This window comes from Streptomyces sp. NPDC093260 (genome assembly GCF_040683715.1).
In the GTDB taxonomy this organism is placed as follows: Bacteria; Actinomycetota; Actinomycetes; order Streptomycetales; family Streptomycetaceae; genus Streptomyces; species Streptomyces sennicomposti.
The window spans coordinates 44,029-70,699 of sequence record NZ_JBFBEK010000007.1 but is presented as its reverse complement, the minus strand read 5'-3'; the positions used below and the strand labels follow the sequence as shown (position 1 = coordinate 70,699).

18 protein-coding genes are annotated in these 26,671 nt (G+C 69.9%); 2 read left to right on the top strand and 16 right to left on the bottom strand.

The genetic code is table 11. The features are described from left to right. Nucleotides 1–213 precede the first annotated feature (213 nt). The 3 genes from AB0N63_RS11205 to AB0N63_RS11195 form a co-directional block, all read right to left on the bottom strand. Nucleotides 214–2,283: a hypothetical protein gene (locus tag AB0N63_RS11205; protein WP_365527203.1), complete on the bottom strand. Its 2,070-nt coding sequence runs from the start codon at nt 2,281–2,283 to the stop codon at nt 214–216. A 135-nt stretch (nt 2,284–2,418) separates the two neighbouring features. Continuing rightward, nucleotides 2,419–2,877, bottom strand: coding sequence for a hypothetical protein (locus AB0N63_RS11200; RefSeq protein WP_365527201.1), 459 nt, complete (start codon nt 2,875–2,877; stop codon nt 2,419–2,421). 43 nt (nt 2,878–2,920) lie between these two features. Continuing rightward, entirely contained in the window at nt 2,921–3,253 is a 333-nt protein-coding gene (locus tag AB0N63_RS11195; RefSeq protein ID WP_365527198.1) for a hypothetical protein, read from the bottom strand. A 359-nt stretch (nt 3,254–3,612) separates the two neighbouring features. Here AB0N63_RS11195 and AB0N63_RS11190 point away from each other — a divergent pair, with 359 nt between their 5' ends. Together AB0N63_RS11190 and AB0N63_RS11185 are read left to right on the top strand one after the other, a co-directional pair. Further along, nucleotides 3,613–4,590 (top strand): LysR family transcriptional regulator, encoded by a 978-nt coding sequence (locus AB0N63_RS11190; RefSeq protein ID WP_365527196.1) that lies wholly within the window; start codon nt 3,613–3,615, stop codon nt 4,588–4,590. A 323-nt stretch (nt 4,591–4,913) separates the two neighbouring features. Beyond that, nucleotides 4,914–6,314 (top strand): alpha-lytic protease prodomain-containing protein, encoded by a 1,401-nt coding sequence (locus AB0N63_RS11185; protein ID WP_365527193.1) that lies wholly within the window; start codon nt 4,914–4,916, stop codon nt 6,312–6,314. A 198-nt stretch (nt 6,315–6,512) separates the two neighbouring features. Here the strand turns inward: AB0N63_RS11185 and AB0N63_RS11180 are convergent, their stop codons facing one another. From AB0N63_RS11180 to nusG, 13 genes are all read right to left on the bottom strand, one after another. Continuing rightward, the gene (locus AB0N63_RS11180) at nt 6,513–7,757 is read right to left on the bottom strand and encodes a hypothetical protein (RefSeq protein WP_365527191.1); all 1,245 of its coding nucleotides are present in this window, start codon (nt 7,755–7,757) and stop codon (nt 6,513–6,515) included. Between the two features lie 362 nt (nt 7,758–8,119). Beyond that, nucleotides 8,120–9,313, bottom strand: a complete 1,194-nt coding sequence (gene tuf, locus AB0N63_RS11175) for an elongation factor Tu (protein ID WP_365527188.1) — start codon at nt 9,311–9,313, stop codon at nt 8,120–8,122. Between the two features lie 157 nt (nt 9,314–9,470). Then, on the bottom strand, nt 9,471–11,597 hold the full coding sequence (fusA, locus tag AB0N63_RS11170) for an elongation factor G (RefSeq protein WP_365527185.1): 2,127 nt from the start codon (nt 11,595–11,597) through the stop codon (nt 9,471–9,473). 39 nt (nt 11,598–11,636) lie between these two features. After that, a complete protein-coding gene (gene rpsG / locus AB0N63_RS11165; protein ID WP_003998848.1) occupies nt 11,637–12,107 on the bottom strand; it encodes a 30S ribosomal protein S7 in 471 nt (156 codons plus the stop codon). Between the two features lie 2 nt (nt 12,108–12,109). Continuing rightward, complete coding sequence (rpsL, locus tag AB0N63_RS11160) at nt 12,110–12,481, bottom strand: 30S ribosomal protein S12 (RefSeq protein WP_003948652.1); 372 nt, start codon at nt 12,479–12,481, stop codon at nt 12,110–12,112. An 822-nt stretch (nt 12,482–13,303) separates the two neighbouring features. Beyond that, nucleotides 13,304–17,203, bottom strand: a complete 3,900-nt coding sequence (locus tag AB0N63_RS11155; protein WP_365527182.1) for a DNA-directed RNA polymerase subunit beta' — start codon at nt 17,201–17,203, stop codon at nt 13,304–13,306. Between the two features lie 102 nt (nt 17,204–17,305). Continuing rightward, nucleotides 17,306–20,791: a DNA-directed RNA polymerase subunit beta gene (gene rpoB, locus AB0N63_RS11150; RefSeq protein WP_365527179.1), complete on the bottom strand. Its 3,486-nt coding sequence runs from the start codon at nt 20,789–20,791 to the stop codon at nt 17,306–17,308. Between the two features lie 635 nt (nt 20,792–21,426). Next, nucleotides 21,427–21,816: a 50S ribosomal protein L7/L12 gene (gene rplL / locus AB0N63_RS11145; RefSeq protein ID WP_365527176.1), complete on the bottom strand. Its 390-nt coding sequence runs from the start codon at nt 21,814–21,816 to the stop codon at nt 21,427–21,429. A gap of 116 nt (nt 21,817–21,932) precedes the next feature. After that, nucleotides 21,933–22,463 (bottom strand): 50S ribosomal protein L10, encoded by a 531-nt coding sequence (gene rplJ / locus AB0N63_RS11140; protein WP_009190103.1) that lies wholly within the window; start codon nt 22,461–22,463, stop codon nt 21,933–21,935. 748 nt (nt 22,464–23,211) lie between these two features. After that, a complete protein-coding gene (locus AB0N63_RS11135; RefSeq protein ID WP_365527173.1) occupies nt 23,212–24,147 on the bottom strand; it encodes a hypothetical protein in 936 nt (311 codons plus the stop codon). 156 nt (nt 24,148–24,303) lie between these two features. After that, complete coding sequence (gene rplA, locus AB0N63_RS11130; protein ID WP_019980902.1) at nt 24,304–25,029, bottom strand: 50S ribosomal protein L1; 726 nt, start codon at nt 25,027–25,029, stop codon at nt 24,304–24,306. 96 nt (nt 25,030–25,125) lie between these two features. After that, entirely contained in the window at nt 25,126–25,560 is a 435-nt protein-coding gene (rplK, locus tag AB0N63_RS11125) for a 50S ribosomal protein L11 (RefSeq protein WP_055493153.1), read from the bottom strand. Between the two features lie 170 nt (nt 25,561–25,730). Next, the gene (nusG, locus tag AB0N63_RS11120; RefSeq protein ID WP_365527168.1) at nt 25,731–26,597 is read right to left on the bottom strand and encodes a transcription termination/antitermination protein NusG; all 867 of its coding nucleotides are present in this window, start codon (nt 26,595–26,597) and stop codon (nt 25,731–25,733) included. Nucleotides 26,598–26,671: the final 74 nt, after the last annotated feature.

The window sequence follows — 26,671 nt, the reverse complement described above, 5'->3', positions numbered from 1 at the left end:
AGGGAGCTGTGAAGGCTTCCTCACGGTCGGCGCGATTCCATTCGTGCCAGCCGGTGCTGGATCCGAAAAGCGGGCGCACCAGATCCGGGGCGACGCGTGTGCCGCACACGGCGTCCGGGACCTGCGGACGGGCAGCACCGCCACAGGCGACGCAGAAGAGCAACAAGAACCATCCGATCAAACTTGCAGTTCGCAAGCGGCGTAGTAATACCGTCATTTCGGCTGTTCTCCGGATACTCCGGCTGCATGGGCCATCCCGTCCTGCGCTGAACGACCGATTTCGGTTTTGGCATCAAATGCCGACACTCCACGCTCGCGACGCGTTTTTGCCCACTCCTCGGCGAGACCCATCAACTGGCCGTTCCGCGCGTCGTAAGCCGCGACGTTCGCCTTCTCCCTCTTCTCGTCCAGCCTCTCCTGCTCGTCCTCCAGCCACTTCTCCGTGACGAAGTCGAAGCCGGACTGGACTTCGCCGCCGGCGACCGGGAGGAAGCCGATGGCGCGGTCGAAGTAGGGCTTCGTCGCGAAGGCAGCCGTTTCCGGGTCGCCCTGGGACTGCACGCGGGCCTCCTCCAGGAAGCCGACCGTGCGGCCCGCGCGGACCAGGGACTGTGCGGACCCCGCGTGGCCGTCGTGGAGGGAGGTCACCATCGCCTGGTTGAGGCCGCCGTTCAGGGTGCCGTAGGCGTCCTTGTCCTTGGAGATCTGCTTGGCCACCTCGAAGAGCTGGTCCTGGGGCAGCGGGGAGCGTGCGAGGTCCACCTCGCTCATGGCGGCGTGGACCGTCGCGCCGTGGTTCACCAGGACCGCGGCCATCGGTGCGCGCAGGGACGGCGGGAGGTCGTCGCCCCGTTCGGACAGGTGGTGCAGGGCCGACCGCAGGACCGCGTCGTTCTGCGGAGTGTGCGCGACGTGGTGCGCGTGCCGGTCGGCCGGGTCGATGCCCGTCGCCGCCGCCCGCAGGGCCGCGCCGAAGCCCGCGCGGTCGTCGGCGTCCGGTGCCGGCGTGTAGCCGGCCCACTTGTCGTCGCCCCGGTCCCGCAGCGTGACGTTCCAGTCCCGTTCCCCGGCCAGGTACTTCATCCGGACGTCGGAACCCAGGTAGTGCGCCGCTGTGGCCGGGTCGTGGCTCATCAGGCCGAGCATGCCGTCCACCGGGTCGTTGGCGAACCAGCCGTCGTCCCGGCCCGCGTACGGTCCCTTCTGGTGCCAGAGGCCGAGCCGCCGCCGCTCCGCTGCGATCATGTCGTCGGTGAGGTCCTCCAGCACACCGGGCGCGTATCCGTGCCCCCGCTGCATCAGGGTGACCAGCGACTGGTAGCCCACCGCCTTGTCCAGGCGGGCGCCCTGCGCATCCGTCGCGTACCGGACGACGCCCGCCTCCCGCATCCCGGCACGCCAGTTCCGGTACCAGGCCGACTCCGTGTCCCTGGTCGCCGTGGCGAGGGCGTTCGCCAGGCCCGTCTCGATCGCCGCGTACGGGCCCGTGCGCTGTCCGCCCTGGACGTGGATCAGGTCGTTCAGCTCGTTCGTCAGGCGGATCGTGCCCGCGGCGCCCAGGCAGTCCAGCAGGGTGCGGGTGAACGGCACGTCATCGCCGTTGTCCCGGAACGACCGCTCCAACTCGGCGAGTTCAGTACCGGACAGGTGGCCGCCCCGGCCCAGCTTCTCCAGGAGGCCGTCCGCCGCCTCCGCCTCGTACGTCTCGATGTCACCCCGCGCCGTGCCGTTGAAGCCCCGCCGGCCGAACCCGGCGTCCGGGGCGAGCACCACCGCCGCAAGGGCCGTACGCACCCCGGTGTCCGCGTCGGTCACGGCCCGGACCGCCTGGTCGATACGGTCCTGCCAGGCCCGCACCGACGCCTCCGCGGCGGGCCTCCGCCCTGAGCCGTGTGTCTCGTGCACGTCGTGTGCGCCGCCGCCGGCCGACTCCGGGCACGCGTGGGGGTCGACGCTCACCTCGCCGCGGTCCGACACCCGCATCCCCGCCGCCGTCGCCTCGCGGCGCGCGGCCGTCAGCCGGCCCCGCAACTCGGTGAACTGCGCGTGCGCGTCCCGCAGCAGCGACGCGACCGCCTTCGCCTCCGTCTGCGCGTGCCGGAACTCCCGCAACGTCGCGCTGAAACGGGCGTCCGCCGCCTCCGCGCTCAGGCCCCGCCACGAGTCGCCCGTCACGATGCCGTGCACTCGGCTCCGGTAGAGCGTCTCCTGCTTCCCGAACTCCCCCGCCATGCCGTCCCACCGCTCGGCCGCCGCGGTCAGCGCGGCGAGGTCTGCGGTCATGATCTCGTGGTACGTCGGCATCGCCCCTCGCTCACCTGTCCCGTGTCCCCCGTCCCCTGTCCCCTGTCCCCAAGCCCGCTGCCTACTGCCCGCTGTCGGCTGTCGGCCTCCGCCACGTCGGTACGCGCGGACCCCTCAGTACCCGTCCAGTGCGGACGCGGGCCGCGGCACCGTAGGCCCGGACGGCTCCGTCGCACCCCCCGCCCCCGCACCCACACCCGCGCCCGGCACACCCGCTCCCACCACCGGCGTCCGCAGCGCCGCCGATTCCCGCAGCGCCGAGCCGACCGCCAGGTCCGCGCTCGTCAGCACCCGGCGGTCCGAGCCCAGCGCCTCCTTCTCCGCGCCGAGGCGGTCCATGAGGTTGCGGACCTGGTCGGTCCAGGTGCGGTGGGCGCGGTGCAGGGCGGCCGAGGTGAGCCAGCCGTCCCCGTCGCGCGCGCCGAAGGACCGGACGGCGGCCCCGGTCTCCTCGTCCGCCCACCGGCCCGCCCCGCGGGTGCCGGGCTCGATGTCCTTCGCGATCGCGTGGGCCGCGGCCCGCTTCTCCGCGGGCGTGGAGACCAGGTCCGCCGGTTTGGATCCGACTGCCACCGTCCACCGTCCTTCACCGCGCCGGGTGCCGCGTCGGCACTCTTCAGCACCTCAACCGACCGACGGCGCACTTCGTCACGGTCACGGCCCCTTCACCCCCCCTCGCCCAAAGGGGGAGCCTCCTCGCTCCGAGAGCGGATCCGTCACACCCGCCGGCTCCCCCCGGCCCCGGACACGTCCGCGGCAGACCCCCCGTGTCGATCAGCAGCCGCCGCACCACCGCCGTCGGGTCCACGGCCCAGAGCTTCAGCCGGTGCACACCCGCCCGCGCGAGCGTGTGTGTCGTGGCCGTGCGGTTGACGTCGTCGGAGGTGTTCCGTGCCCACGCGGTGTTCGTGGTTCCGTCGTCCGAACCGGTGCCCGCGATGGCGTCCACCGTCCGAGGTGCGCCGTCGTCGAAGGAGAGCGCGTAGCGCAGGGCGCAGCTGTTCGCCGGTACGGCCGCGTTGCGGGGGTCCGCCCACAGACCGTGCCGTGCCCCCGTCCGGCGCGCTCAGCAGCGTGACCTCGTACTCCAGGCGGACCGCGTCGGCGCCGCCCGGGGTGCGGGGCGCGGCCGTGACCGGCCCCGGGGTCATGCCCGAGGTCGTGCGGCCGATGCCGTCCCGGCGGCGCCACCGCCCCACGGCCCGGTCATGGCGCTCGGCGTCGACCCCATCACGCGAGCACCACCGTGCCTCCAATGGTCCGGACCAACCTCTTGCCCCGGTGCCGCGGGCGTCGCAAGCTCCCTGCATGGAGCTTGAGTTGCGGCATCTCAAGACGGTCCGGACGATCGCCGAAGCCGGGAGTCTCACCCGCGCGGCGACGGTCCTGGGGCTCGCGCAGCCCGCGCTGAGCGCCCAGCTCAGACGCATCGAACGCACCCTCGGCGGCGAGCTGTTCGAGCGGGGACGGCATGGAGTGCGCGCCACCGCGCTCGGCGAACTGGTGCTGGAACGCGCCCGTATCGTGCTGCCCGCGGTGAGCGAACTCCAGCAGGAGGCCGTCCGGTTCGCCCGCGACCGCGCCGGGCGGAAGGGACGGCGGCTGCGCCTCGGCGGCACCCACGGGCCGTTGCTGGGCGCGCTGGTGGACCTGCTGGCCGCCGCCGCGCCCGACGCCGAGGTGACCACCCACGCCTCCTGGTCCGAGCGGGAACTCGCCGCGCTGCTCGCCGACGGGCGCCTCGACTTCGCCGTCGCCGGGGTCTGCGGCACCGCCGCTCCGCCGGACGCCGAACACCTCGTATGGCAGGAGTTCGCCGTCGACCCGGTCTTCGTCATGCTCCCGGAGGCACACCCGCTCGCCCGCGCGCCCGAGGTGGAGCTGGCCGAACTGGCGGACGAGGAGTGGGCGTGCGTGCCCGGCGACGGCTGCTTCGGCGACTGCTTCACCGCCGCCTGCGCCCGCGCGGGCTTCGCACCCGGCCGGATGTACGAGACGGACGTCGTCTCCTGCGCGCACCTGGTCCAGGTGGGGCGGGCGGCCGGGCTGTGCCGGGCCACTTTCCCGACCACACCCGGCATCGCCACCCGGCCGCTCGCCGGCACCCCGCTGCGCTGGCGGCACCTGCTGGGCTGGCACCCGGCGACCCAGCGCGCCGAGACCGCGGCGACCGTCCTCGCGCAGGCGCGCACCGCGCACACCGACGCGGCGGCACGCAGCAAGAGCTACGCCGACTGGCTCGCGGGCGGCGGCAGCGGGGTGCCGGGGCTCGGCGGGATCGACTAGGGCCTGCCCGGCCGCACCCGCTCCCCCGGTCCCGGCCCGCTCTCCGCGCCGAGCCGACCGAAGCACCTCCAGCCGCACCCCGCCCACCGACCGCCAGAACACCCCCAGCCGCACCCCGCCCACCGACCGCCGGAACACCCCCAGCCGCACCCCGCGTGCCCGGCGGCCGAAGCGCCCCAGCCACCCAGCTCCCCCACCGTTCCCTTCCATAACACCGCCCCAGGGGGTCAACCGGAGGCTTATGCAGTCCGGTTGGGCCTCCCTACGGTTTCGGCACCTCCCACACCGCCCCACCCCTCCCCACCGAGACCGAGGAGACCCCCATGCTCCAGCGACACTCCAGAGCCGCCCTGGCCGCCGCCGTGGCGACCGGCGCCCTGGTCCTGACGGGGCTGAGCGGCACGGCGAACGCCGGTACGGCCCCCGGCGCCGCGGCCGCGACCGGCGCCGCGCGGTCGCGGGCGGCAGCGTCGACGGCCGCCGAGACGCTGCACACCGCCGACACCTCCGCCGCCGTCCTGCGGGCCATGCAGCGCGACCTGGGCATCGACCGGCGCCAGGCCCAGCGGCGGCTGGCGAACGAGGCGGCGGCCGGCGCCACCGCGGGCCGGCTGCGGGCCGCCCTGGGCGGCGACTTCGCGGGCGCCTGGGTCCACGGCGCCGACTCGGGCACGCTGACCGTGGCGACGACGGACCCCGCCGAGGCGGCGGCGATCCGGGCGCGGGGCGCCGAACCGGCCGTCGTACCGCACTCCCTGGCCGCGCTGGACACGGCGAAGGCCCGCCTGGACCGGGCCGCCGCGCACCGGAACACCACCGACACCCCGGTCTGGTACGTCGACGTCCGCACCAACAGGCTGGTGGTCGAGGCGGTACGGCCCGCCGCGGCGCGTACCCTGCTGGCGGCGGCCGGAGTCGACGCCTCTCTCGCCAAGGTCGTGAAGTCGGCCGAGCGTCCCCGCCCGCTCTACGACCTGCGGGGCGGCGACGCGTACTACATCAACGGCAACACCCGCTGCTCGATCGGTTTCCCGATCACCCGCGGCGCCCAGCAGGGCTTCGCCACGGCCGGTCACTGCGGCCGGGCCGGCTACCCGACCACCGGTGCCAACCAGGTCTCCCAGGGCACCTTCCAGGCATCCGTCTTCCCGGGCAACGACATGGCCTGGGTGGCAGCCAACTCCAGCTGGACCGCGACCCCCTACGTCAGCCAGAACGGCCAGAACCTCCAGGTGACCGGGTCCACGGTGGCGACCGTGGGCGCGTCGGTGTGCCGTTCCGGCTCGACGACCGGGTGGCACTGCGGCACCGTCCAGCAGCTCGACACCAGCGTCACCTACCAGGAGGGCACCGTCTCCGGGGTGACCCGTACCTCGGTGTGCGCGGAGCCGGGCGACTCGGGCGGCTCCTTCCTCTCCGGCAGCCAGGCGCAGGGCGTCACCTCGGGCGGCTCCGGCGACTGCACGAGCGGCGGGACCACCTTCTTCCAGCCGATCAACCCGATCCTGTCCGCCTACGGGCTGACCCTGAAGACCACCACGGACGGCCCCGGCCCCGGCGACCCGGGCCCCGGGAACCCCGGCGGCACCTGGGCGGCCGGCACCGTCTACCAGGCGGGCGACACGGTCACCTACGGCGGCGTCACCTACCGCTGTCTCCAGGGCCACCAGGCGCAGCCTGGCTGGGAGCCGCCGAACGTGCCCGCGCTGTGGCAGCGGAGCTGAGCCACCGGCCGGACCGCTGAACCGCCGACCACCACGGGGTGGGCCGGGCCCGGGTGTACCGAGGGGGGCGCCCGGGCCCGGCGTTCGCCCGCCCGCGCCGACTCCGGTACGCCTCCCCGCACCGCGACCGCCCCGGGGCGTGGGGCTCAGGTGCGGCCGGACCTAGGTGCCGCCCGGACCGAGGTGCCGTCCCCGGGCTCAGGTGCGGGTGACCACGCCGCACCCGTCCGGCTTCCGCCCCTCCAGCGAGCGACTGCGGTCGTACGGGTCGACGGCGGCGCCGGTGGCCGGGGCGCCGGTCGGGCCGGTGCCGGGGAAGACGGGGTGCGCGTAGCCGTCGTGGACGTCGCACTCGTTGTTGTAGGTGTCCGAGCTGTACCGGGCGATCGCCAGCTTGCCGGGAGTGGCCTTCCACCGGGCCGGATCGACCAGGTTCATGGTCAGTTCGCGGCGGACGACGGTGCGGGCCACCGGGGCGTCGCCGTCCGCGCCCGCGCCCGCCCGCACCAGCGGGTAGACGAAGGTGTAGTCGGCGTGCACCTGCACCTGGCCGGGCTGCCCGGCGGCGAAGGTCATATGGCCGCGCACCTTCACGGTGTCGCCGGCGGGGCGCACCTCGGCCGGGTCGAAGCGGGTGACGAGGTTCAGCGGGTCGTGGTCGCGGTCGGGGTCGCTCAGCGAGCGCCGCAGCTGCGGCAGGGTCCCGGGCTGCTTCGGGTCGAGCAGCGCCATCGCCGCGGTCGGCCGTGCGCCCTGGAGCACGGCCGGGTCCAGGTTCGTGGCGACCAGGAACTCCTTGGTGCGGCGCAGCGCGAGCGCCACGTCGTCCGCGCCGAGTCCGCCGACGGCCTCGGCGCGCGGCAGTTCGATGGCGTCCGCGCCGTCGCCCCAGGCCAGCGCGGGCGAACCGCGGAAGGGGTGGGCGAGGGTCGGCGTCCCGCTCCCGGCCGCGCCGGGCGCGCTGCTCGGCAGCGCCGTCTCGGCGGGCAGCGGCGAGGGCGCGGCATCGGCCGGCGCCTCGTGTCCGGGCAGCCGGTCGGTCAGCAGGGAGGGCCGAACGGCGACGAGGGCGACCGCGACAGCGAGGAGCAGTCCGAGCGCGGACCACAGACGGCGGTTGCGCCGGGCGCGGCCGTTCTGCTCCCGCCAGGCGGGACCGGTGTGCCAGCCGGCCGGGGTCCATGGCTGCGGGCCGTGCGTCGACGCCGTCGGAGTACGGCGGCGCCACCGGCCCCGGCGTGCGCCGCCCGCGCGCTGCGCGGCCTCGGCCTCCTCCCGGAGCCGGCGGGCCACCATCCGGGCCCGTGCGGACGGCTCCTTGGGCGGTGGTGCGCCGCCGCCCTCCACCGACTCGCGCAGGAACTCCTCCCACTGCTCGTCGGATATGGCCGGCTCCTCGCCGGACCGCTCGTCGGGCTGCTCAGGCGGCGGAACGGTACCCACGAACCCACTCTCTTCACATGAGACGACAACCGGCTCAGCCTTCCGGACGCCTCCGCCACCGGACAGACACAGCGGCCGACCGTGACCGAACCGGTACAACGATGATCAACGGCGCACCGCCCGCCGCCGACGGCCGGGCTGCCCGAGGCCGCCGAGGGGGCCGCGCCGAGTGGCGCCCGACCCGGAGCCCCCGGAGCCCCGAGCCCTCTGAGCCCCCCGAGCCCCCCGAGCCCCCGGAGCCCCCGGAGCCCCGGGGCCGGAGTTCCGGGGCCGGAGTTCCGGGCATGCGAAAGGGCCCGTACGACCGAAGTCGTACGGGCCCTCCCCGGTGCTCAGCTCGCGCTGCGGCTACCGGGCCGAGATCACTTGTTGATCTTGGTGACCTGGCCGGCGCCCACGGTGCGACCACCCTCACGGATGGCGAACTTCAGGCCCTCTTCCATGGCGACGGGCTGGATGAGCTCCACCTTCATCTCGGTGTTGTCACCCGGCATGACCATCTCGGTGCCCTCGGGGAGGGTCACCACGCCGGTCACGTCCGTCGTGCGGAAGTAGAACTGCGGGCGGTAGTTGTTGAAGAACGGCGTGTGGCGGCCACCCTCGTCCTTGGACAGGATGTAGGCCTGCGCCTCGAACTCGGTGTGCGGGGTGACCGAGCCCGGCTTGATGATGACCTGGCCGCGCTCGACGTCCTCGCGCTTGATGCCGCGGAGCAGCAGACCGACGTTCTCACCGGCCTGGCCCTCGTCGAGCAGCTTGCGGAACATCTCGATGCCGGTGACCGTGGTGGTGGTCTTCTCCGGCTTGATGCCGATGATGTCGACGGTCTCGTTGACCTTGAGGACACCACGCTCGATGCGGCCGGTGACGACCGTACCGCGACCGGTGATGGTGAAGACGTCCTCGATCGGCATCAGGAACGGCTTGTCGACGTCGCGCTCCGGCTCCGGGATCGCGGTGTCGACGGCGTTCATGAGCTCCAGGACCGACTGGGTCCACTTCTCGTCGCCCTCGAGGGCCTTGAGAGCGGAGACACGGACGACCGGCAGGTCGTCGCCCGGGAACTCGTACTCGGAGAGGAGCTCACGGACCTCGAGCTCGACGAGCTCCATGATCTCCTCGTCGTCCACCATGTCGGCCTTGTTCAGGGCGACGACGATGTACGGAACGCCGACCTGGCGGGCCAGGAGCACGTGCTCCTTGGTCTGCGGCATCGGGCCGTCGGTGGCGGCGACCACCAGGATCGCGCCGTCCATCTGCGCGGCACCGGTGATCATGTTCTTGATGTAGTCCGCGTGACCCGGGCAGTCGACGTGGGCGTAGTGACGCGCCTCGGTCTGGTACTCGACGTGCGCGATGGAGATGGTGATACCGCGCTGACGCTCCTCGGGCGCCTTGTCGATGTTGTCGAACGGGGTGGCCTCGTTCAGCTCCGGGTACGCGTCGTGCAGCACCTTGGTAATGGCGGCCGTGAGGGTCGTCTTACCGTGGTCGATGTGACCGATGGTGCCGATGTTGACGTGCGGCTTAGTCCGCTCGAACTTCGCCTTCGCCACTGGGGTCCTCCTGTGGAGTGGTTCTGTACGCCTTACTCATCGGCGCCAGGTGATCTTTGCTGGATGGCCCGGAGCTCCCGGGGCATTCCGGCCGCGTTCGCGGTGGAATGCCCCTTGAGGCTCCGGAGTCAAGCCTAAGGGCTGGAACTCGGCTGAGTTACTCGCCCTTGGCCTTCGCGATGATCTCCTCGGCGACGTTCCGCGGAACCTCGGCGTAGGAGTCGAACTGCATCGAGTAGCTGGCGCGACCCGACGTCTTGCTGCGGAGGTCTCCGACGTAGCCGAACATCTCCGAGAGGGGCACGAGGCCCTTCACGACGCGGGCACCCGCCCGCTCCTCCATGGCCTGGATCTGGCCACGGCGGGAGTTGATGTCGCCGATGACCTCGCCCATGTAGTCCTCGGGCGTGGTGACCTCGACGGCCATCATCGGCTCGAGAAGCACGGGACCGGCCTTGCGCGCGGCCTCCTTGAAGGCCTGCGAACCGGCGATCTTGAACGCGAGCTCGGAGGAGTCGACCTCGTGGTAGCCACCGTCGAGAAGCGTGACGCGGACGCCCGTCATCTCGTAGCCGGCGAGGATGCCGAACTGCATGGCCTCCTGGCAGCCGGCGTCCACCGAAGGGATGTACTCCTTCGGGATACGGCCACCGGTGACCTTGTTCACGAACTCGTACGAGGTGTCGCCACCGTCGAGCGGCTCGATCGCGATCTGCACCTTGGCGAACTGGCCGGTACCACCGGTCTGCTTCTTGTGCGTGTAGTCGACCCGCTCGACCGCCTTGCGGATGGTCTCGCGGTACGCGACCTGCGGCTTGCCGACGTTGGCCTCGACCTTGAACTCACGGCGCATACGGTCGACCAGCACCTCGAGGTGCAGCTCGCCCATGCCGCCGATGACGGTCTGGCCGGTCTCCTCGTTGGTGCTGACCTGGAAGGAGGGGTCCTCCTCCGCGAGCCGCTGGATGGCGACACCCAGCTTCTCCTGGTCGCCCTTGGACTTGGGCTCGATCGCGACCTCGATGACCGGCGCCGGGAAGTCCATGGACTCCAGGATCACCGGGTTCTTGTCGTCGCACAGCGTCTCACCGGTGGTGGTCTGCTTCAGGCCCATGACGGCGACGATGTCACCGGCGCCCGCCGACTCGATCTCCTCACGCTTGTTGGCGTGCATGCGGTAGATCTTGCCGATGCGCTCCTTCTTGCCCTTGACGGAGTTCAGCACGGCGGTGCCGGACTCCAGGCGGCCCGAGTAGACCCGGACGAAGGTGAGCTTGCCCAGGTGCGGGTCGCTCATGATCTTGAACGCGAGGGCGGAGAGGGGCTCCTCCTCCGACGGCTTGCGGCGAACGACCTCTTCGGGGTTGTTGACCGCGTGGCCCTCGATGGCCTCGACGTCGAGCGGGGTCGGCAGGTAGCGCACGACCGCGTCGAGCAGGGGCTGGACGCCCTTGTTCTTGAACGCGGTACCGCAGAACACCGGGGTGACCGTGGTGTCGCTGGACTTGCCGGACGCGATGGTGATGCGACGGATCGCGGCGTACAGCTGCTCCTCGGTGGGCTCCTCGCCCTCCAGGTACAGCTCCATGATCTCTTCGTCGTTCTCCGCGACGGCCTCGATCAGCTTGCCGTGCCACTCCTCGGCGGCCTCGGTGTGCGTGTCGGGGATGTCGACGACGTCGTACATCTCGCCCTTGGCCGCCTCGGCGGACCACACGAGCGCCTTCATGCGGACCAGGTCCACGACGCCCTTGAAGTCGGCCTCGGCACCGATCGGCAGCTGCATGACGAGCGGCTGCGCGCCCAGGCGGTCCGAGATCATGTCCACGCAGCGGTGGAACTCGGCGCCCGTACGGTCGAGCTTGTTGACGAAGCAGATGCGCGGAACGCCGTAGCGGTCCGCCTGACGCCACACCGTCTCGGACTGGGGCTCGACGCCGGCGACGCCGTCGAACACCGTCACGGCACCGTCGAGCACGCGCAGCGAACGCTCCACCTCGACGGTGAAGTCGACGTGGCCCGGCGTGTCGATGATGTTGATGGTGTGGTCGACGTCGTTCAGCGACCAGTGACAGGTGGTGGCAGCAGAGGTGATCGTGATGCCACGCTCCTGCTCCTGCTCCATCCAGTCCATGGTGGCAGCGCCGTCGTGGACCTCACCGATCTTGTACGAGACACCGGTGTAGAACAGGATCCGCTCGGTGGTGGTCGTCTTGCCCGCGTCGATGTGGGCCATGATCCCGATGTTGCGGACCCTGGCCAGGTCAAGTGAAGTGGTAGCCATAAGGCTTCAGTCTTCTCTCGGTCTCGATGTGGGTAGCGACTACCAGCGGTAGTGCGCGAAGGCCTTGTTGGACTCGGCCATCTTGTGCGTGTCCTCGCGCTTCTTCACAGCGGCACCGAGGCCGTTGGACGCGTCGAGGAGCTCGTTGAGCAGACGCTCGGTCATGGTCTTCTCGCGACGGGCGCGGGAGTAACCGACCAGCCAGCGCAGCGCCAGGGTGTTGGCGCGGCCGGGCTTGACCTCGACCGGCACCTGGTAGGTGGCGCCACCGACACGGCGGGACTTGACCTCGAGGGTCGGCTTGATGTTCTCGAGAGCGCGCTTGAGCGTGATGACCGGGTCGTTGCCGGTCTTCTCGCGCAGGCCCTCCATGGCGCCGTAGACGATGCGCTCGGCGGTGGAGCGCTTACCGTTCAGCAGCACCTTGTTGATCAGGGAGGTCACCAGAGGAGAGCCGTAGACCGGGTCGATGATGACCGGGCGCTTCGGGGCGGGGCCCTTACGAGGCATTCTTACTTCTCCTTCTTGGCGCCGTAACGGCTGCGAGCCTGCTTGCGGTTCTTGACACCCTGGGTGTCGAGCGAGCCGCGGATGATCTTGTAGCGAACACCCGGCAGGTCCTTCACACGGCCGCCGCGCACGAGCACGATGGAGTGCTCCTGCAGGTTGTGTCCCTCACCCGGAATGTAAGCGGTGACCTCGATGCCGCTGGTCAGACGCACACGCGCGACCTTGCGGAGGGCCGAGTTCGGCTTCTTCGGGGTAGTCGTGAACACACGCGTGCAGACGCCACGACGCTGGGGCGAACCCTCGAGTGCGGGCGTCTTGTTCTTCTCGACCTTGTCCTGCCGGCCCTTGCGGACCAGCTGCTGGATCGTAGGCACTACTTCTCCGGTTTCTGTGTGCCGATGGGTACAGCTAACCTGGAACATCTCCGACCCACGCGGTCGGGTGTGTCGAATCCCGCGGACTCCCGCCGCACGTGCAGAAAGAGGCGCAGATTTGCGGTGGCCGATAGCGGCTCCCGTTGCGGTCTGAAGGCACGCACGAGGGCCAGGGCACACCCCAGGCACAAGGTCTGAGCGTACCTATCGCATTCGCTGCGGTCAAAACAAATGCCCGCGCAGGGGACACGCCGGTCATCCGTCCGGCCCGCCCCGCCGGCCCGCCCGGTTCCCCGATGCCTCGGCACACCGCGGCCCCGCCTTCCCGACCGCCCCGCCTCGACGCTCCGCGCCGCTCGTCAGCCGGCCACCGTCCGCAGCCCATCGGGTCGCCCACCCGCATCGCCCCGGCTGTCCGCCCGACGCGTCCAGGTGTGCGTCGGCGGCCGCCCAGGGTGTCCATGCGGCTCGCGTACGGCTGACCGGCGGCAGCCCGCCCGGATGTCCGCGCGGCTCGCCCCTGGCCGCCCTGTGGGCCTGTCCGGGGCCCCGCCGCCCCTCCCCCTCCCCCCGCCGCGGGGAGCTGCCGCCGCGCACCCCCGCCGGCCGGCCTGAACGGCCTTCTCCCCAAACGCCGGACGGGCCGGCCCTCAGCCCCTCCGGCGTGTGAGAAGCGGGGGGCAGGGGCAGCGCCAGCGCCCCCTGGGAAGGGGCGGACAGGGGCGGCGGGAGCGAGAAAGACACCGCAGGCGCCTGCGGGCCGGGCAGCCCGAAGGGCGGGCACCCCCACAGGGGTGCCCGCCCTTCGGTCGAACCGCTCGCTTACTGGTTGTACGGACCGTAGTCGTAGTCCTCCAGCGGGACGGCCTGGCCGGAGCCCGTGCCGAAGGGCGAGTAGTCGATGTCGTCGTAGCCGACGGCCGAGTACATCGCGGCCTTGGCCTCCTCGGTCGGCTCCACCCGGATGTTGCGGTAGCGGGACAGACCCGTACCGGCCGGGATGAGCTTACCGATGATGACGTTCTCCTTGAGGCCGATGAGGCTGTCGGACTTGGCGTTGATCGCCGCGTCCGTCAGGACTCGGGTCGTCTCCTGGAAGGAGGCGGCCGACAGCCAGGATTCCGTCGCCAGCGAGGCCTTGGTGATACCCATCAGCTGCGGACGACCGGAGGCCGGGTGACCGCCCTCCTGGACCACACGACGGTTCTCCTGCTCGAACTTCGAGCGCTCGACCAGCTCGCCGGGCAGCAGCTCGGCGTCGCCGGACTCGATGATCGTCACGCGGCGCAGCATCTGCCGGATGATGATCTCGATGTGCTTGTCGTGGATCGACACACCCTGCGAGTTGTACACCCGCTGGACCTCGCCGACCAGGTGGACCTGGACGGCGCGCTGGCCGAGGATGCGCAGCACGTCGTGGGGGTTGGTGGCACCCACGGTGAGCTTCTGGCCCACCTCGACGTGGTCGCCCTCGCCGACCAGCAGACGGGCGCGCTTCGAGATCGGGTACGCCGTCTCGTCGCTGCCGTCGTCCGGCGTGATGACGATCTTCTTGGTCTTCTCGGTCTCCTCGATCCGGACGCGGCCGGCCGCCTCGGAGATCGGGGCGACACCCTTCGGGGTACGGGCCTCGAAGAGCTCGACGACACGCGGCAGACCCTGGGTGATGTCGTCACCGGCCACACCACCGGTGTGGAAGGTACGCATCGTCAGCTGGGTGCCGGGCTCACCGATGGACTGGGCGGCGATGATGCCGACCGCCTCACCGATGTCGACCAGCTTGCCGGTGGCCAGCGAACGGCCGTAGCACATGGCGCAGGTGCCCACGGCGGACTCGCAGGTCAGGACCGAGCGGGTCTTGACCTCCTCGACGCCGCGGCCGACCAGCTCCTCGATGAGCACGTCACCGAGGTCGGTGCCGGCCGGGGCCAGCACCTGGCCGTCGACGACGATGTCCTCGGCGAGGCAGCGCGCGTACACGGACGTCTCGACGTCGTCCGCCTTGCGCAGCACGCCGTCCGCGCCCCGCTCCGCGATCTTGAGCTTGAGGCCGCGGTCGGTGCCGCAGTCCTCCTCGCGGATGATGACGTCCTGGGAGACGTCGACCAGACGACGGGTGAGGTAACCCGAGTCGGCGGTACGCAGAGCGGTGTCCGCCAGACCCTTACGGGCGCCGTGCGTGGAGATGAAGTACTCCAGCACGGACAGGCCCTCACGGAACGACGCCTTGATCGGACGCGGGATCGTCTCGTTCTTCGCGTTCGACACCAGACCACGCATACCGGCGATCTGACGCATCTGCATCATGTTGCCTCGTGCACCCGAGTTCACCATCATGAAGATCGGGTTGGTCTTCGGGAAGTTGTCGTTCATCGCCTCGGCGACCTCGTTGGTCGCCTTGGTCCAGATCGCGATGAGCTCCTGCGTGCGCTCGTCCTTGGTGATCAGACCGCGCTCGTACTGCTTCTGGACCTTCTCGTCCTGCGCCTCGTAGCCGCGGACGATCTCCTTCTTCGCCTCCGGGACGACGACGTCCGAGATGGCGACGGTGACGCCGGAGCGGGTGGCCCAGTAGAAGCCGGCCGCCTTCAGGTTGTCGAGCGTCGCCGCCACGATGACCTTGGGGTAGCGCTCGGCGAGGTCGTTGACGATCTCGGAGAGCTGCTTCTTGCCGACCTCGTAGTCGACGAACGGGTAGTCCTCGGGCAGCAGCTCGTTGAAGAGCGCGCGGCCCAGCGTCGTCTGGAGGCGGAAGGTGTCACCCTGCTGCCACTCCGGCTCGCCCTCTTCGCGGGCCGGCGGGGTCCAGCCGCGCGGCGGGATGGTGCCCACCGGGAAGCGGATGTCGACCTTCGACTGAAGCGACAGCTCGCCGGCGTCGAACGCCATGATCGCCTCGGCGACCGAAGCGAACGAACGGCCCTCGCCCTTGACGTCCCGCATCTCGCCGTCGGTGGTGAGGAAGAACAGACCGAGGACCATGTCCTGGGTCGGCATCGTCACCGGACGGCCGTCGGCGGGCTTGAGGATGTTGTTCGAGGACAGCATCAGGATGCGGGCCTCGGCCTGCGCCTCCGCGGACAGCGGCAGGTGCACGGCCATCTGGTCACCGTCGAAGTCCGCGTTGAACGCGGTGCACACGAGCGGGTGGATCTGGATGGCCTTGCCCTCGACCAGCTGCGGCTCGAAGGCCTGGATGCCGAGGCGGTGCAGCGTGGGCGCACGGTTCAGCAGAACCGGGTGCTCCGCGATGACCTCTTCCAGCACGTCGTACACGACCGTGCGGCCGCGCTCGACCATGCGCTTGGCCGACTTGATGTTCTGCGCGTGGTTCAGGTCCACCAGGCGCTTCATCACGAACGGCTTGAACAGCTCCAGCGCCATCGCCTTGGGCAGACCGCACTGGTGCAGCTTGAGCTGCGGGCCGACGACGATGACGGAACGCGCCGAGTAGTCGACTCGCTTGCCGAGCAGGTTCTGACGGAAGCGGCCCTGCTTGCCCTTGAGCATGTCGGACAGCGACTTCAGCGGACGGTTGCCGGGGCCCGTGACCGGGCGGCCGCGGCGGCCGTTGTCGAAGAGCGCGTCGACGGCCTCCTGGAGCATGCGCTTCTCGTTGTTCACGATGATCTCGGGCGCGCCGAGGTCGAGAAGCCGCTTCAGGCGGTTGTTGCGGTTGATGACACGGCGGTACAGGTCGTTCAGGTCGGAGGTCGCGAAGCGGCCACCGTCCAGCTGCACCATCGGACGCAGGTCCGGCGGGATGACCGGGACGCAGTCCAGGACCATGCCCTTGGGGCTGTTGGAGGTCTGCAGGAACGCGGAGACGACCTTCAGCCGCTTGAGGGCACGGGTCTTCTTCTGGCCCTTGCCGGTGCGGATGATCTCGCGGAGCTTCTCCGCCTCCTCCTCCAGGTCGAAGGACTCCAGGCGCTTCTGCAGCGCCGCGGCGCCCATCGAACCGTCGAAGTAGGTGCCGAAGCGGTCACGCAGCTCGCGGTAGAGCAGCTCGTCGCCCTCCAGGTCCTGGACCTTGAGGTTCTTGAACCGGGTCCAGACCTCGTCGAGGCGGTCGATCTCGCGCTGCGCGCGGTCGCGCAGCTGCTTCATCTCACGCTCGGCGCCCTCGCGCACCTTGCGGCGCACATCGGCCTTGGCGCCCTCGGCCTCCAGCTCGGCCAGGTCGGTCTCGAGCTTCTTGGCGCGGGCCTCCAGGTCGGCGTCGCGGCGCTGCTCGATCTGCTGGCGCTCGACGGAGACGTGGGCCTCCAGCGAGGGCAGGTCGCGGGTGCGGCGCTCCTCGTCGACGTACGTGATCATGTACGCCGCGAAGTAGATGACCTTCTCCAGGTCCTTCGGGGCGAGGTCCAGCAGGTAGCCCAGCCGGCTCGGGACGCCCTTGAAGTACCAGATGTGGGTGACGGGGGCGGCGAGCTCGATGTGGCCCATCCGCTCACGGCGCACCTTGGCGCGCGTGACCTCGACGCCACAGCGCTCGCAGATGATGCCCTTGAAGCGGACGCGCTTGTACTTGCCGCAGTAGCACTCCCAGTCCCGGGTGGGGCCGAAGATCTTCTCGCAGAAGAGCCCGTCCTTTTCCGGCTTGAGGGTGCGGTAGTTGATGGTCTCGGGCTTCTTGACCTCGCCGTGGCTCCACTGACGGATGTCGTCAGCGGTGGCCAGGCCGATCCGGAGCTCGTCGAAGAAGTTGACGTCGAGCACTATGCGTCAATCCCTCTCAGGGTCGTAAGTCTGTGGTCTGAAACGGGGGCCTGGGGGTCGGCGGGGGCCTCACTCATCGGCGAGGCCCCTGCCGGACTCCCGTCAGACCTCTTCGACGCTGCTCGGCTCGCGCCGGGACAGGTCGATGCCGAGCTCCTCCGCGGCGCGGAAGACATCCTCGTCGGTGTCGCGCATCTCGATGGACATACCGTCGCTGGACAGCACCTCCACGTTCAGGCAGAGGGACTGCATCTCCTTGATGAGCACCTTGAAGGACTCGGGGATGCCGGGCTCGGGGATGTTCTCGCCCTTGACGATGGCCTCGTAGACCTTCACGCGGCCGGTGACGTCGTCGGACTTGATGGTCAGCAGTTCCTGGAGGGCGTAGGCGGCGCCGTACGCCTCGAGTGCCCACACCTCCATCTCGCCGAACCGCTGGCCGCCGAACTGCGCCTTACCGCCCAGCGGCTGCTGGGTGATCATCGAGTACGGACCGGTCGAACGGGCGTGCAGCTTGTCGTCGACCAGGTGGTGCAGCTTCAGGATGTACATGTAGCCGACCGAGATCGGGTCCGGGAACGGCTCACCGCTGCGGCCGTCGAACAGCCGCGCCTTGCCGGTCGGGAGCACCATGCGCTCGCCGTCCCGGTTCGGGATGGTGTGCTGCAGCAGACCCGCCAGCTCGTCCTCGCGCGCACCGTCGAAGACCGGGGTGGCGACGTTGGTGCCGGGCTGGACGTTGTCGGCGCCGATGGCCTGGAGGCGCTGCGCCCACTCGTCGGCGAGGCCGGAGACGTCCCAGCCGCGGCTGGCGAGCCAGCCGAGGTGGATCTCCAGGACCTGTCCCGGGTTCATTCGGGACGGGACGCCGAGCGGGTTCAGGATGATGTCGACCGGGGTGCCGTCCTCCAGGAACGGCATGTCCTCGATCGGCAGGATCTTGGAGATGACGCCCTTGTTGCCGTGGCGGCCGGCGAGCTTGTCACCGTCGGTGATCTTGCGCTTCTGCGCGACGTAGACGCGCACCAGCTGGTTCACACCGGGGGGAAGCTCGTCGCCCTCCTCGCGGTCGAAGACGCGCACGCCGATGACCTTGCCGGTCTCGCCGTGCGGCACCTTCAGCGAGGTGTCGCGGACCTCACGGGCCTTCTCGCCGAAGATCGCGCGCAGCAGGCGCTCCTCCGGCGTCAGCTCGGTCTCGCCCTTGGGCGTGACCTTGCCGACCAGGATGTCGCCGGCGATGACCTCGGCGCCGATGCGGATGATGCCGCGCTCGTCGAGGTCGGCGAGGACCTCCTCGGAGACGTTCGGGATGTCCCGGGTGATCTCCTCGGGGCCGAGCTTGGTGTCACGGGCGTCGACCTCGTGCTCCTCGATGTGGATCGAGGAGAGGACGTCGTCCTGCACGAGGCGCTGCGACAGGATGATCGCGTCCTCGTAGTTGTGACCCTCCCACGGCATGAACGCCACGAGCAGGTTCTTGCCGAGGGCCATCTCGCCGTTCTCGGTGGCGGGACCGTCGGCGAGGACCTGGCCCTCGACGACGTGGTCGCCCTCGTTGACGATGACCTTCTGGTTGACCGAGGTGCCCTGGTTGGAGCGGGCGAACTTGGCCAGCCGGTAGGTGATGTAGGTGCCGTCGTCGTTGGCGGTGGTGATGTAGTCCGCGGAGACCTCCTGGACCACACCGGCCTTCTCGGCCTTGACGACGTCGCCGGCGTCGACGGCGGAGCGGTACTCCATGCCGGTGCCGACGAGCGGGGCCTCGGACTTGATCAGCGGCACGGCCTGACGCATCATGTTCGCGCCCATGAGGGCACGGTTGGCGTCGTCGTGCTCGAGGAACGGGATCATGGCGGTCGCGACCGACACCATCTGGCGCGGCGAGACGTCCATGTAGTCCACGTCGTCACCGGCGACGTAGTCGACCTCGCCGCCACGGCGGCGGACGAGGACCCGGGCCTCGGAGAAGCGCATGTCGTCGTTGAGGCCGGCGTTGGCCTGCGCGATGACGAAGCGGTCCTCCTCGTCAGCGGTCAGGTAGTCCACCTCGTCGGTGACCTGGCCGTCGACGACCTTGCGGTACGGGGTCTCGACGAAACCGAACGCGTTGACCCGGCCGTAGGAGGCGAGCGAGCCGATCAGACCGATGTTCGGGCCTTCGGGCGTCTCGATCGGGCACATGCGGCCGTAGTGCGAGGGGTGCACGTCACGGACCTCGAAGCCGGCCCGCTCACGGGAGAGACCACCCGGGCCGAGCGCCGACAGACGGCGCTTGTGGGTGAGACCCGACAGCGGGTTGTTCTGGTCCATGAACTGCGACAGCTGGCTGGTGCCGAAGAACTCCTTGATGGAGGCGACGACCGGCCGGATGTTGATCAGGGTCTGCGGCGTGATCGCCTCGACGTCCTGGGTGGTCATCCGCTCGCGGACGACGCGCTCCATACGGGCCAGGCCGGTGCGGACCTGGTTCTGGATGAGCTCGCCCACGCTGCGCAGACGGCGGTTGCCGAAGTGGTCGATGTCGTCGGTCTCGACGACGATCGTGTCGCCGTTGTCACCGGCGGTCTCGGTCTCGCCCGCGTGCAGCTTCACCAGGTACTTGATCGTCGAGATGATGTCCTCGACGGTCAGGATGCCGGCGTCCAGCGGCGCGTCCGCGCCCAGCTTCTTGTTGACCTTGTAGCGGCCGACCTTGGCGAGGTCGTAGCGCTTCGGGTTGAAGTAGAGGTTGTCGAGCAGCGTCTGCGCGGCCTCACGCGTGGGGGGCTCGCCCGGGCGCAGCTTGCGGTAGATGTCGAGCAGCGCGTCGTCCTGGCCCTGGGTGTGGTCCTTCTCCAGGGTGGCGCGCATCGACTCGTACTCGCCGAACTCCTCGAGGATCTGCTCGTTGGTCCAGCCGAGCGCCTTCAGGAGGACGGTGACGGACTGCTTGCGCTTGCGGTCGATGCGGACACCGACCATGTCGCGCTTGTCGATCTCCATCTCCAGCCAGGCACCCCGGGAGGGGATGATCTTGGCGGAGAAGATGTCCTTGTCGGACGTCTTGTCGATGGAGGAGTCGAAGTAGACACCCGGCGAACGGACCAGCTGCGACACCACGACACGCTCGGTGCCGTTGATGACGAAGGTGCCCTTGTTGGTCATGAGCGGGAAGTCGCCCATGAAGACCGTCTGGGACTTGATCTCGCCGGTCTCGTTGTTGGTGAACTCGGCCGTGACGAAGAGCGGGGCCGCGTACGTGAAGTCGCGCTCCTTGCACTCGTCGATGCTGTTCTTCGGCGGCTCGAAACGGTGGTCGCGGAACGTCAGCGACATCGACCCGGAGAAGTCCTCGATCGGGGAGATCTCCTCGAAGATCTCCTCCAGACCGGACTTGGTGGGGACGTCCTGACCGGACTCCAGAGCCGCCTCGACGCGAGCCTTCCACGCGTCGTTGCCGAGCAGCCAGTCGAAGCTCTCGGTTTGCAGCGCGAGAAGGTTCGGAACCTCGAGGGGCTCCTTGATCTTTGCAAAGGAAATGCGCAGCGGGGCGGTGCTGGCGCCGTTGTTCGTATTCGCGGTCGAGGCGTTGCGCGAGGCGGCCAAGAGGGGGTCCTTCCGAGGGCTCGGACTCACTACGCGCGTACCGGCCCCTCTCCCGGGCCATCGGGACAGACGGTGCCCGACGTGGCCGATGGGCCAGGTCAGGTGCGGTCCGGTCGTCGATGTTCGAGCGAGGGCATGCCCCTGGTGACGGGCAGGGGACAGCTAACAGGCAGCGCAAAGGGTCAGTGTAGCCACTTGGCCCACTGATGTCCAGTGCCGGTTTCCCGAGACCCTCGTCGTCGTCACCGCCTATGGCCTGCTTGCCCTCAACGCAGGTTGATACTGCCCTCTTCGCCGTCGATCCATGCCTCGGATTCGGATCCTCGTGACGACGCGTCCTGAGAATTGCGCGCTGCGTGCGGTTCGTCAAGGCCTCCCATGCCCGAACCGGATGCTGCGATCGTCACGTGCAGCCTGCCGTCGGGCGCCTCCAGAGGCACAGCGAAGATCACCTTACCCCTCCCGGTGTCGGGTGCAAGGCCGCCACAGCCACCCCCCGGGAAGGCCGAAGAGCGACCACCCGGATGGATGATCGCTCTTCGGTGCGTTCGCGTTACAGCCCTTCGTGGACCGTCCTACGGGACGGGCCGCGGGCCGCTGACGGCGCGCGTGAGTCCGTGCGGACCCGTGAGGTCTTACTTGACCTCGACGGAGGCGCCGGCGCCCTCGAGGGACTCCTTGGCCTTGTCCGCGGCCTCCTTGTTGACCTTCTCCAGGACGGGCTTCGGCGCACCGTCGACCAGGTCCTTGGCCTCCTTCAGGCCGAGGGAGGTCAGCTCGCGCACGACCTTGATGACCTGGATCTTCTTGTCGCCGGCACCGGTGAGGATGACGTCGAACTCGTCCTTCTCCTCGGGGGCCTCGGCGGCGGCGCCACCAGCGGCACCACCGGCGACGACGACCGGGGCGGCCGCGGCGGCGGTGACGTCGAACTTCTCCTCGAAGGCCTTCACGAACTCGGAGAGCTCGATGAGGGTCATCTCCTCGAACTGGGCGAGCAGGTCTTCCTGGCTGAGCTTCGCCATGATGGGCGATCCTTCCACTGATTCGGCAGGTGCCGGATGTACTGGATGTGGCGGGCGTACGTCGGCCCGCTGCGACCCTCGCCGCCTAGGCGGCCCGGGTCAGAAAGCGAGCCGAGTTACTCGGCACCGCCCTGCTCGTCGCGCTTGGCGCGAAGCGCGTCCACGGTGCGGACGAGCTTCGAGGGAAGCGCCTGGAAGAGCGAAGCAGCCTGGGACTGCTTGCCCTTGAAGGCACCCGCCAGCTTGGAGAGCAGAACCTCGCGGGACTCGAGGTCCGCAAGCTTCTTGATCTCGTCGGCGGACAGCGCCTTGCCGTCAAGGACACCGCCCTTGATGACGAGATTCGGGTTGTCCTTGGCGAAGTCACGGAGACCCTTCGCCGACTCCACCGGGTCACCGGTGACGAAGGCGACAGCCGTCGGACCAGCGAAGAGCTGGTCGTCGAGCGTGATCCCGGCCTCGTTGGCCGCAATCTTGGTCAGCGTGTTCTTCACCACGGCGTACTGGGCGTTCTCACCGAGCGACCGGCGCAGCGTCTTGAGCTGCGCCACGGTGAGACCGCGGTACTCGGTCAGCACGGCGGCGTTGGAGCTGCGGAACTTGTCCGTCAGCTCGGCAACCGCGGCAGCCTTGTCGGGCCTCGCCATAGAGCCTCGGCCTCCTTCCGGGTGATTCGGACCGCGCGGACCCGAAGGAGGACTGGGAAAACGAAACGCCCCGGCGCAGGGCACGGGGCGGACTCGACCGGTCGGACGCACGGCACGAGCGTGCGCACTCCGGGAGTTCTTCCACAGTCACCTGCGCGGGTCGTCCGCATGTACAGCGGATCCTTCGGCCACCGCGCCCTCGAACGAGTGCACGGCAACGACCAGCGGTCTTTGGCTTCCTGAGGAGAGTACGTGAACGGCACACCCCCAGGCAAATCCGCGCGTCATGACCCCCCACCCGGGTGACACACGCGCCGGCACGCCTCGGCGAGGCTGAGCCACACGGTGCAGCGCGGCGCGACGCCCCGCCGTCGGCACGCGGCGCGATGCCCGGCGCGGACAGGCCCGCCCCGACGGTGCCCGACGCGGCGGTAGGCGCCGCGGCGACCGGTCGCCGGGCAGCGCCCCCGTGACCGCCGCCGCTTGCGGCGGAACCCGTCCTCTGCACCGGGACCCGGCGAGGAGCGCCCACAAGGCGGCGCCCGGCGCGGGACGGCCCGTACGACGGCGCCGCCGGGGCGGTACGCGCCGCGGGGGCCGGTGGGGGGCCCCACTCCAGCGGCGCGCACCCGGCTCGGTGGCCGCCCGGTTCGGAGGACGCCCGGTTCGGAGGACGCCCGGTTCGGAGGACGCCCGGTTCGGAGGACGCCGCGCCAGCGGGCGCCCGACGCCCGCGGCGCCCCCGGTGTCAGGACGACGGGGTCGTCGCGCCGCCCGACGTCGCGCCCGCCGCGCCGCCCAGGCCCTGCTTCTCCAGGATCTTCGCGAAGTCCGCGGTGTCGTCAGCCGGCGGGGCGGTGACGGAGACCTTCACGCCGTAGTCGCGGTAGACGGCCGTGCTGTTCATCGCGCCGTTCGCCGTGTCCGCCTTCTCGGTCTTCTTCACCAGGAGGTTCTGGTCGTCGATCCAGAGGTCCACGGTCTCCGTGGTGATGCCCGACTGGCTGAGCTGCTTCTTCAACGCGTCGAGCTGGGCGGCCGAGAGGTTGTGGTTGCTCTTGTCGGCGAAGTCGGCGACGTTCACCGTGCCCGTGTAGTGCGTGGTGCGCTTCCCGGCGACCTGCTCCTCGCCGACCTTCTTCACGTCGCCGGAGGCCAGCAGCAGCCGCACTCCCTGGTTCGGCGTGCTGTTCTGCATCTGGTCCTTGAGGTACGCGCCGGAGCCGCCGGCCATCGTGGCCAGGTCGTCGTAGCTGTACTTGAGCCAGTGCTTGCCGCCCACCAGGCCGGCGTACTCGTCGCTCATGCGCGTGTAGTAGCCCTCGGGCAGGTAGCGCGCCTCGGTCGTCGTGTTGCCGAGCTTGCGCAGCGTCTCGGCCGCGGTGCCGCCGGTGTACGTGATCGTCATGGTGCCCGTGATGCCGTGGCTCCAGTCGAGCTTGCCGCCGCCCTTCATCGACATCAGCGTGCCGAGGCTGGTGGTCGACTCCACCTGGGCCGAGTCGGCCTTCGCGGTGGACGTCTCGGCGCTGAGCAGGGCCGCGATCGGGTTCGCCCGCGCCACACCGCCGCCCACCGTCTTGCCGCCCTCGCCCGAGGAACCGGAGCCGCAGGCCGCCACCCCCGTCAGCGCCGCCACCGCCGCGATCGAGAACGTCGTCCGGCGCACGGTCCTGGTCATCATCTCGTCCCCACCCCTAAGCCTTCGCTGTGTCCCGTCACGCTAGCGCGGGCCACCGACAACCCCACGGCAGCTCCGCACAGGCGTCCCACAGAAAAGGGACGAGCCCCGCAACCGTTCGGTTGCGGGGCTCGTCGCCGACCTGTGCGAGCCGGGGGCTCAGACCGCGGCCGGGTCCTCCTCGACGAGGAGGTTCCGGGTGCGGTTCGGGTCGATCTGGATGCCGGGGCCCATCGTGGTGCTGATGGCGGCCTTCTTGATGTAGCGACCCTTGGCGGCGGACGGCTTCAGACGGAGGATCTCCTCCAGGGCCGCGCCGTAGTTCTCCACCAGCTTGCTGTCGTCGAACGACGTCTTGCCGATGATGAAGTGCAGGTTCGAGTGCTTGTCGACGCGGAACTCGATCTTGCCGCCCTTGATGTCGGTGACGGCCTTGGCCACGTCGGGGGTGACGGTGCCGGTCTTCGGGTTCGGCATCAGACCACGCGGGCCGAGGACGCGGCCGAGGCGGCCGACCTTGCCCATGAGGTCCGGGGTGGCGACGACGGCGTCGAAGTCCAGACGGCCCTTGGCCACCTCATCGATCAGTTCGTCGGAGCCGACGATGTCGGCGCCCGCGGCCTCCGCGGCCGCAGCACGGTCACCGGTCGCGAAGACCAGGACCCGGGCGGTCTTGCCGGTGCCGTGCGGAAGGTTCACGGTGCCACGGACCATCTGGTCGGCCTTGCGCGGGTCGACACCCAGGCGGAAGGCGACCTCGACGGTGCCGTCGAACTTGGTCGTGGAGGTCTCCTTGGCGAGACGGACGGCCTCGAGCGGGGCGTAGAGCTTCTCCCGGTCGACCTTGGCGTCCGCAGCGCGAAGGGCCTTGCTGCGCTTGCTCACAACTGCTCCTGTGGTTTCTGAAAGGAGTCGTGGTACGGGCCGAGCAGGCCCTTCCACGTGCGGCGTATCACGGCCGCATGACTACGAAGGTGGGGTTCAGCCCTCGACCGTGACGCCCATGGAACGCGCGGTGCCGGCGATGATCTTCGCGGCGGCGTCCAGGTCGTTGGCGTTGAGGTCGGGCATCTTGGTCTGGGCGATCTCGCGGACCTGCGCCTCGGTGATCTTGGCGACCTTGGTCTTGTGCGGCTCGCCGGAGCCCTTCTCCACGCCCGCGGCCTTGAGGATCATCTTGGCGGCCGGCGGCGTCTTGGTGATGAAGGTGAAGGAGCGGTCCTCGTAGACCGTGATCTCCACCGGGATGACCCAACCGCGCTGCGACTCGGTCGCGGCGTTGTAGGCCTTGCAGAACTCCATGATGTTGACGCCGTGCTGACCCAGCGCCGGGCCGACCGGCGGAGCCGGGTTGGCGGCACCGGCCTGGATCTGGAGCTTGATGAGCCCCGTGACCTTCTTCTTCTTGGGAGGCATAGCTCTCCGGGTCCTTTCGATTCGGGTCCTGCCCGCCTCCGGGAAACCACCCGGACGCAGGCATACCGCACAACGATAACGGGTATAGCTGTGCGGCTGAAAACCGCGCAGGTCAGACCGGCTGCGAGCAGCCCGCCTGACCTGCGCGGAAGCGGTTCGTCCAGAAAGAACTAGTTCTTCTGGATCTGGTCGAAGCTCAGCTCGACCGGGGTCTCGCGGCCGAAGATCTCGACGAGGCCCTTGACCTTCTTCGAGTCGGCGTTGATCTCGTTGATCGTCGCCTGCAGCGTGGCGAACGGGCCGTCGGTGACGGTGACCGAGTCGCCGACCTCGAAGTCCAGCACCTGGACCTCGACCTTGCGCTGCGGGGCCGGCTTGCCCTCGGCCTCGGCGGCCTCGCGGGCGGCCTTCTCCTCCGCCTCCGGGGCGAGCATCTTCACGATCTCGTCCAGGGACAGCGGGTAGGGGTCGTAGGCGTTGCCGACGAAGCCGGTGACGCCCGGGGTGTTGCGGACGACGCCCCAGGACTCGTTCGTCAGGTCCATGCGGACGAGGACGTAACCGGGCAGCTTGTTCTGCCGGACGGTCTTGCGCTCGCCGTTCTTGATCTGGACGATCTCTTCCTCGGGCACCTCGGCCTGGTAGATGAAGTCCTCGACGTTCAGCGAGACGGCGCGCTGCTCCAGGTTGGCCTTCACGCGCTTCTCGTAGCCCGCGTAGGTGTGGATCACGTACCACTCGCCGGGCAGCGTGCGCAGCTCCTCGCGGAGCTTGGTGACCGGGTCCAGCTCGGGCTCGGGCTCCTGAGCGACGGCCTCTTCGCCGGCCTCGGCGTCGTCCGCCTCGTCCTGGGCGGCCTCCGCCTCGACGGCCTCGTCCTCGTCCTCGACGTGGAGGGCGGCTTCCTCGGCCGGCACGCCCGCGGCGGCCTCGGCAGCCTCCGCCTCGTCGACCTCGTCGGCACCCTCGACGATGTCGAGCTCGTCATCCACGGACTCGGTCGGCTCGATGGCGTCGTTCAGGTTCGGGTCAGACACGGTGGCTGCTTCTTCCTGGATACATAGGGGTGGAACATGCGAAAAGGGGCGCCGGTAACCACGGCGCCCTTCGC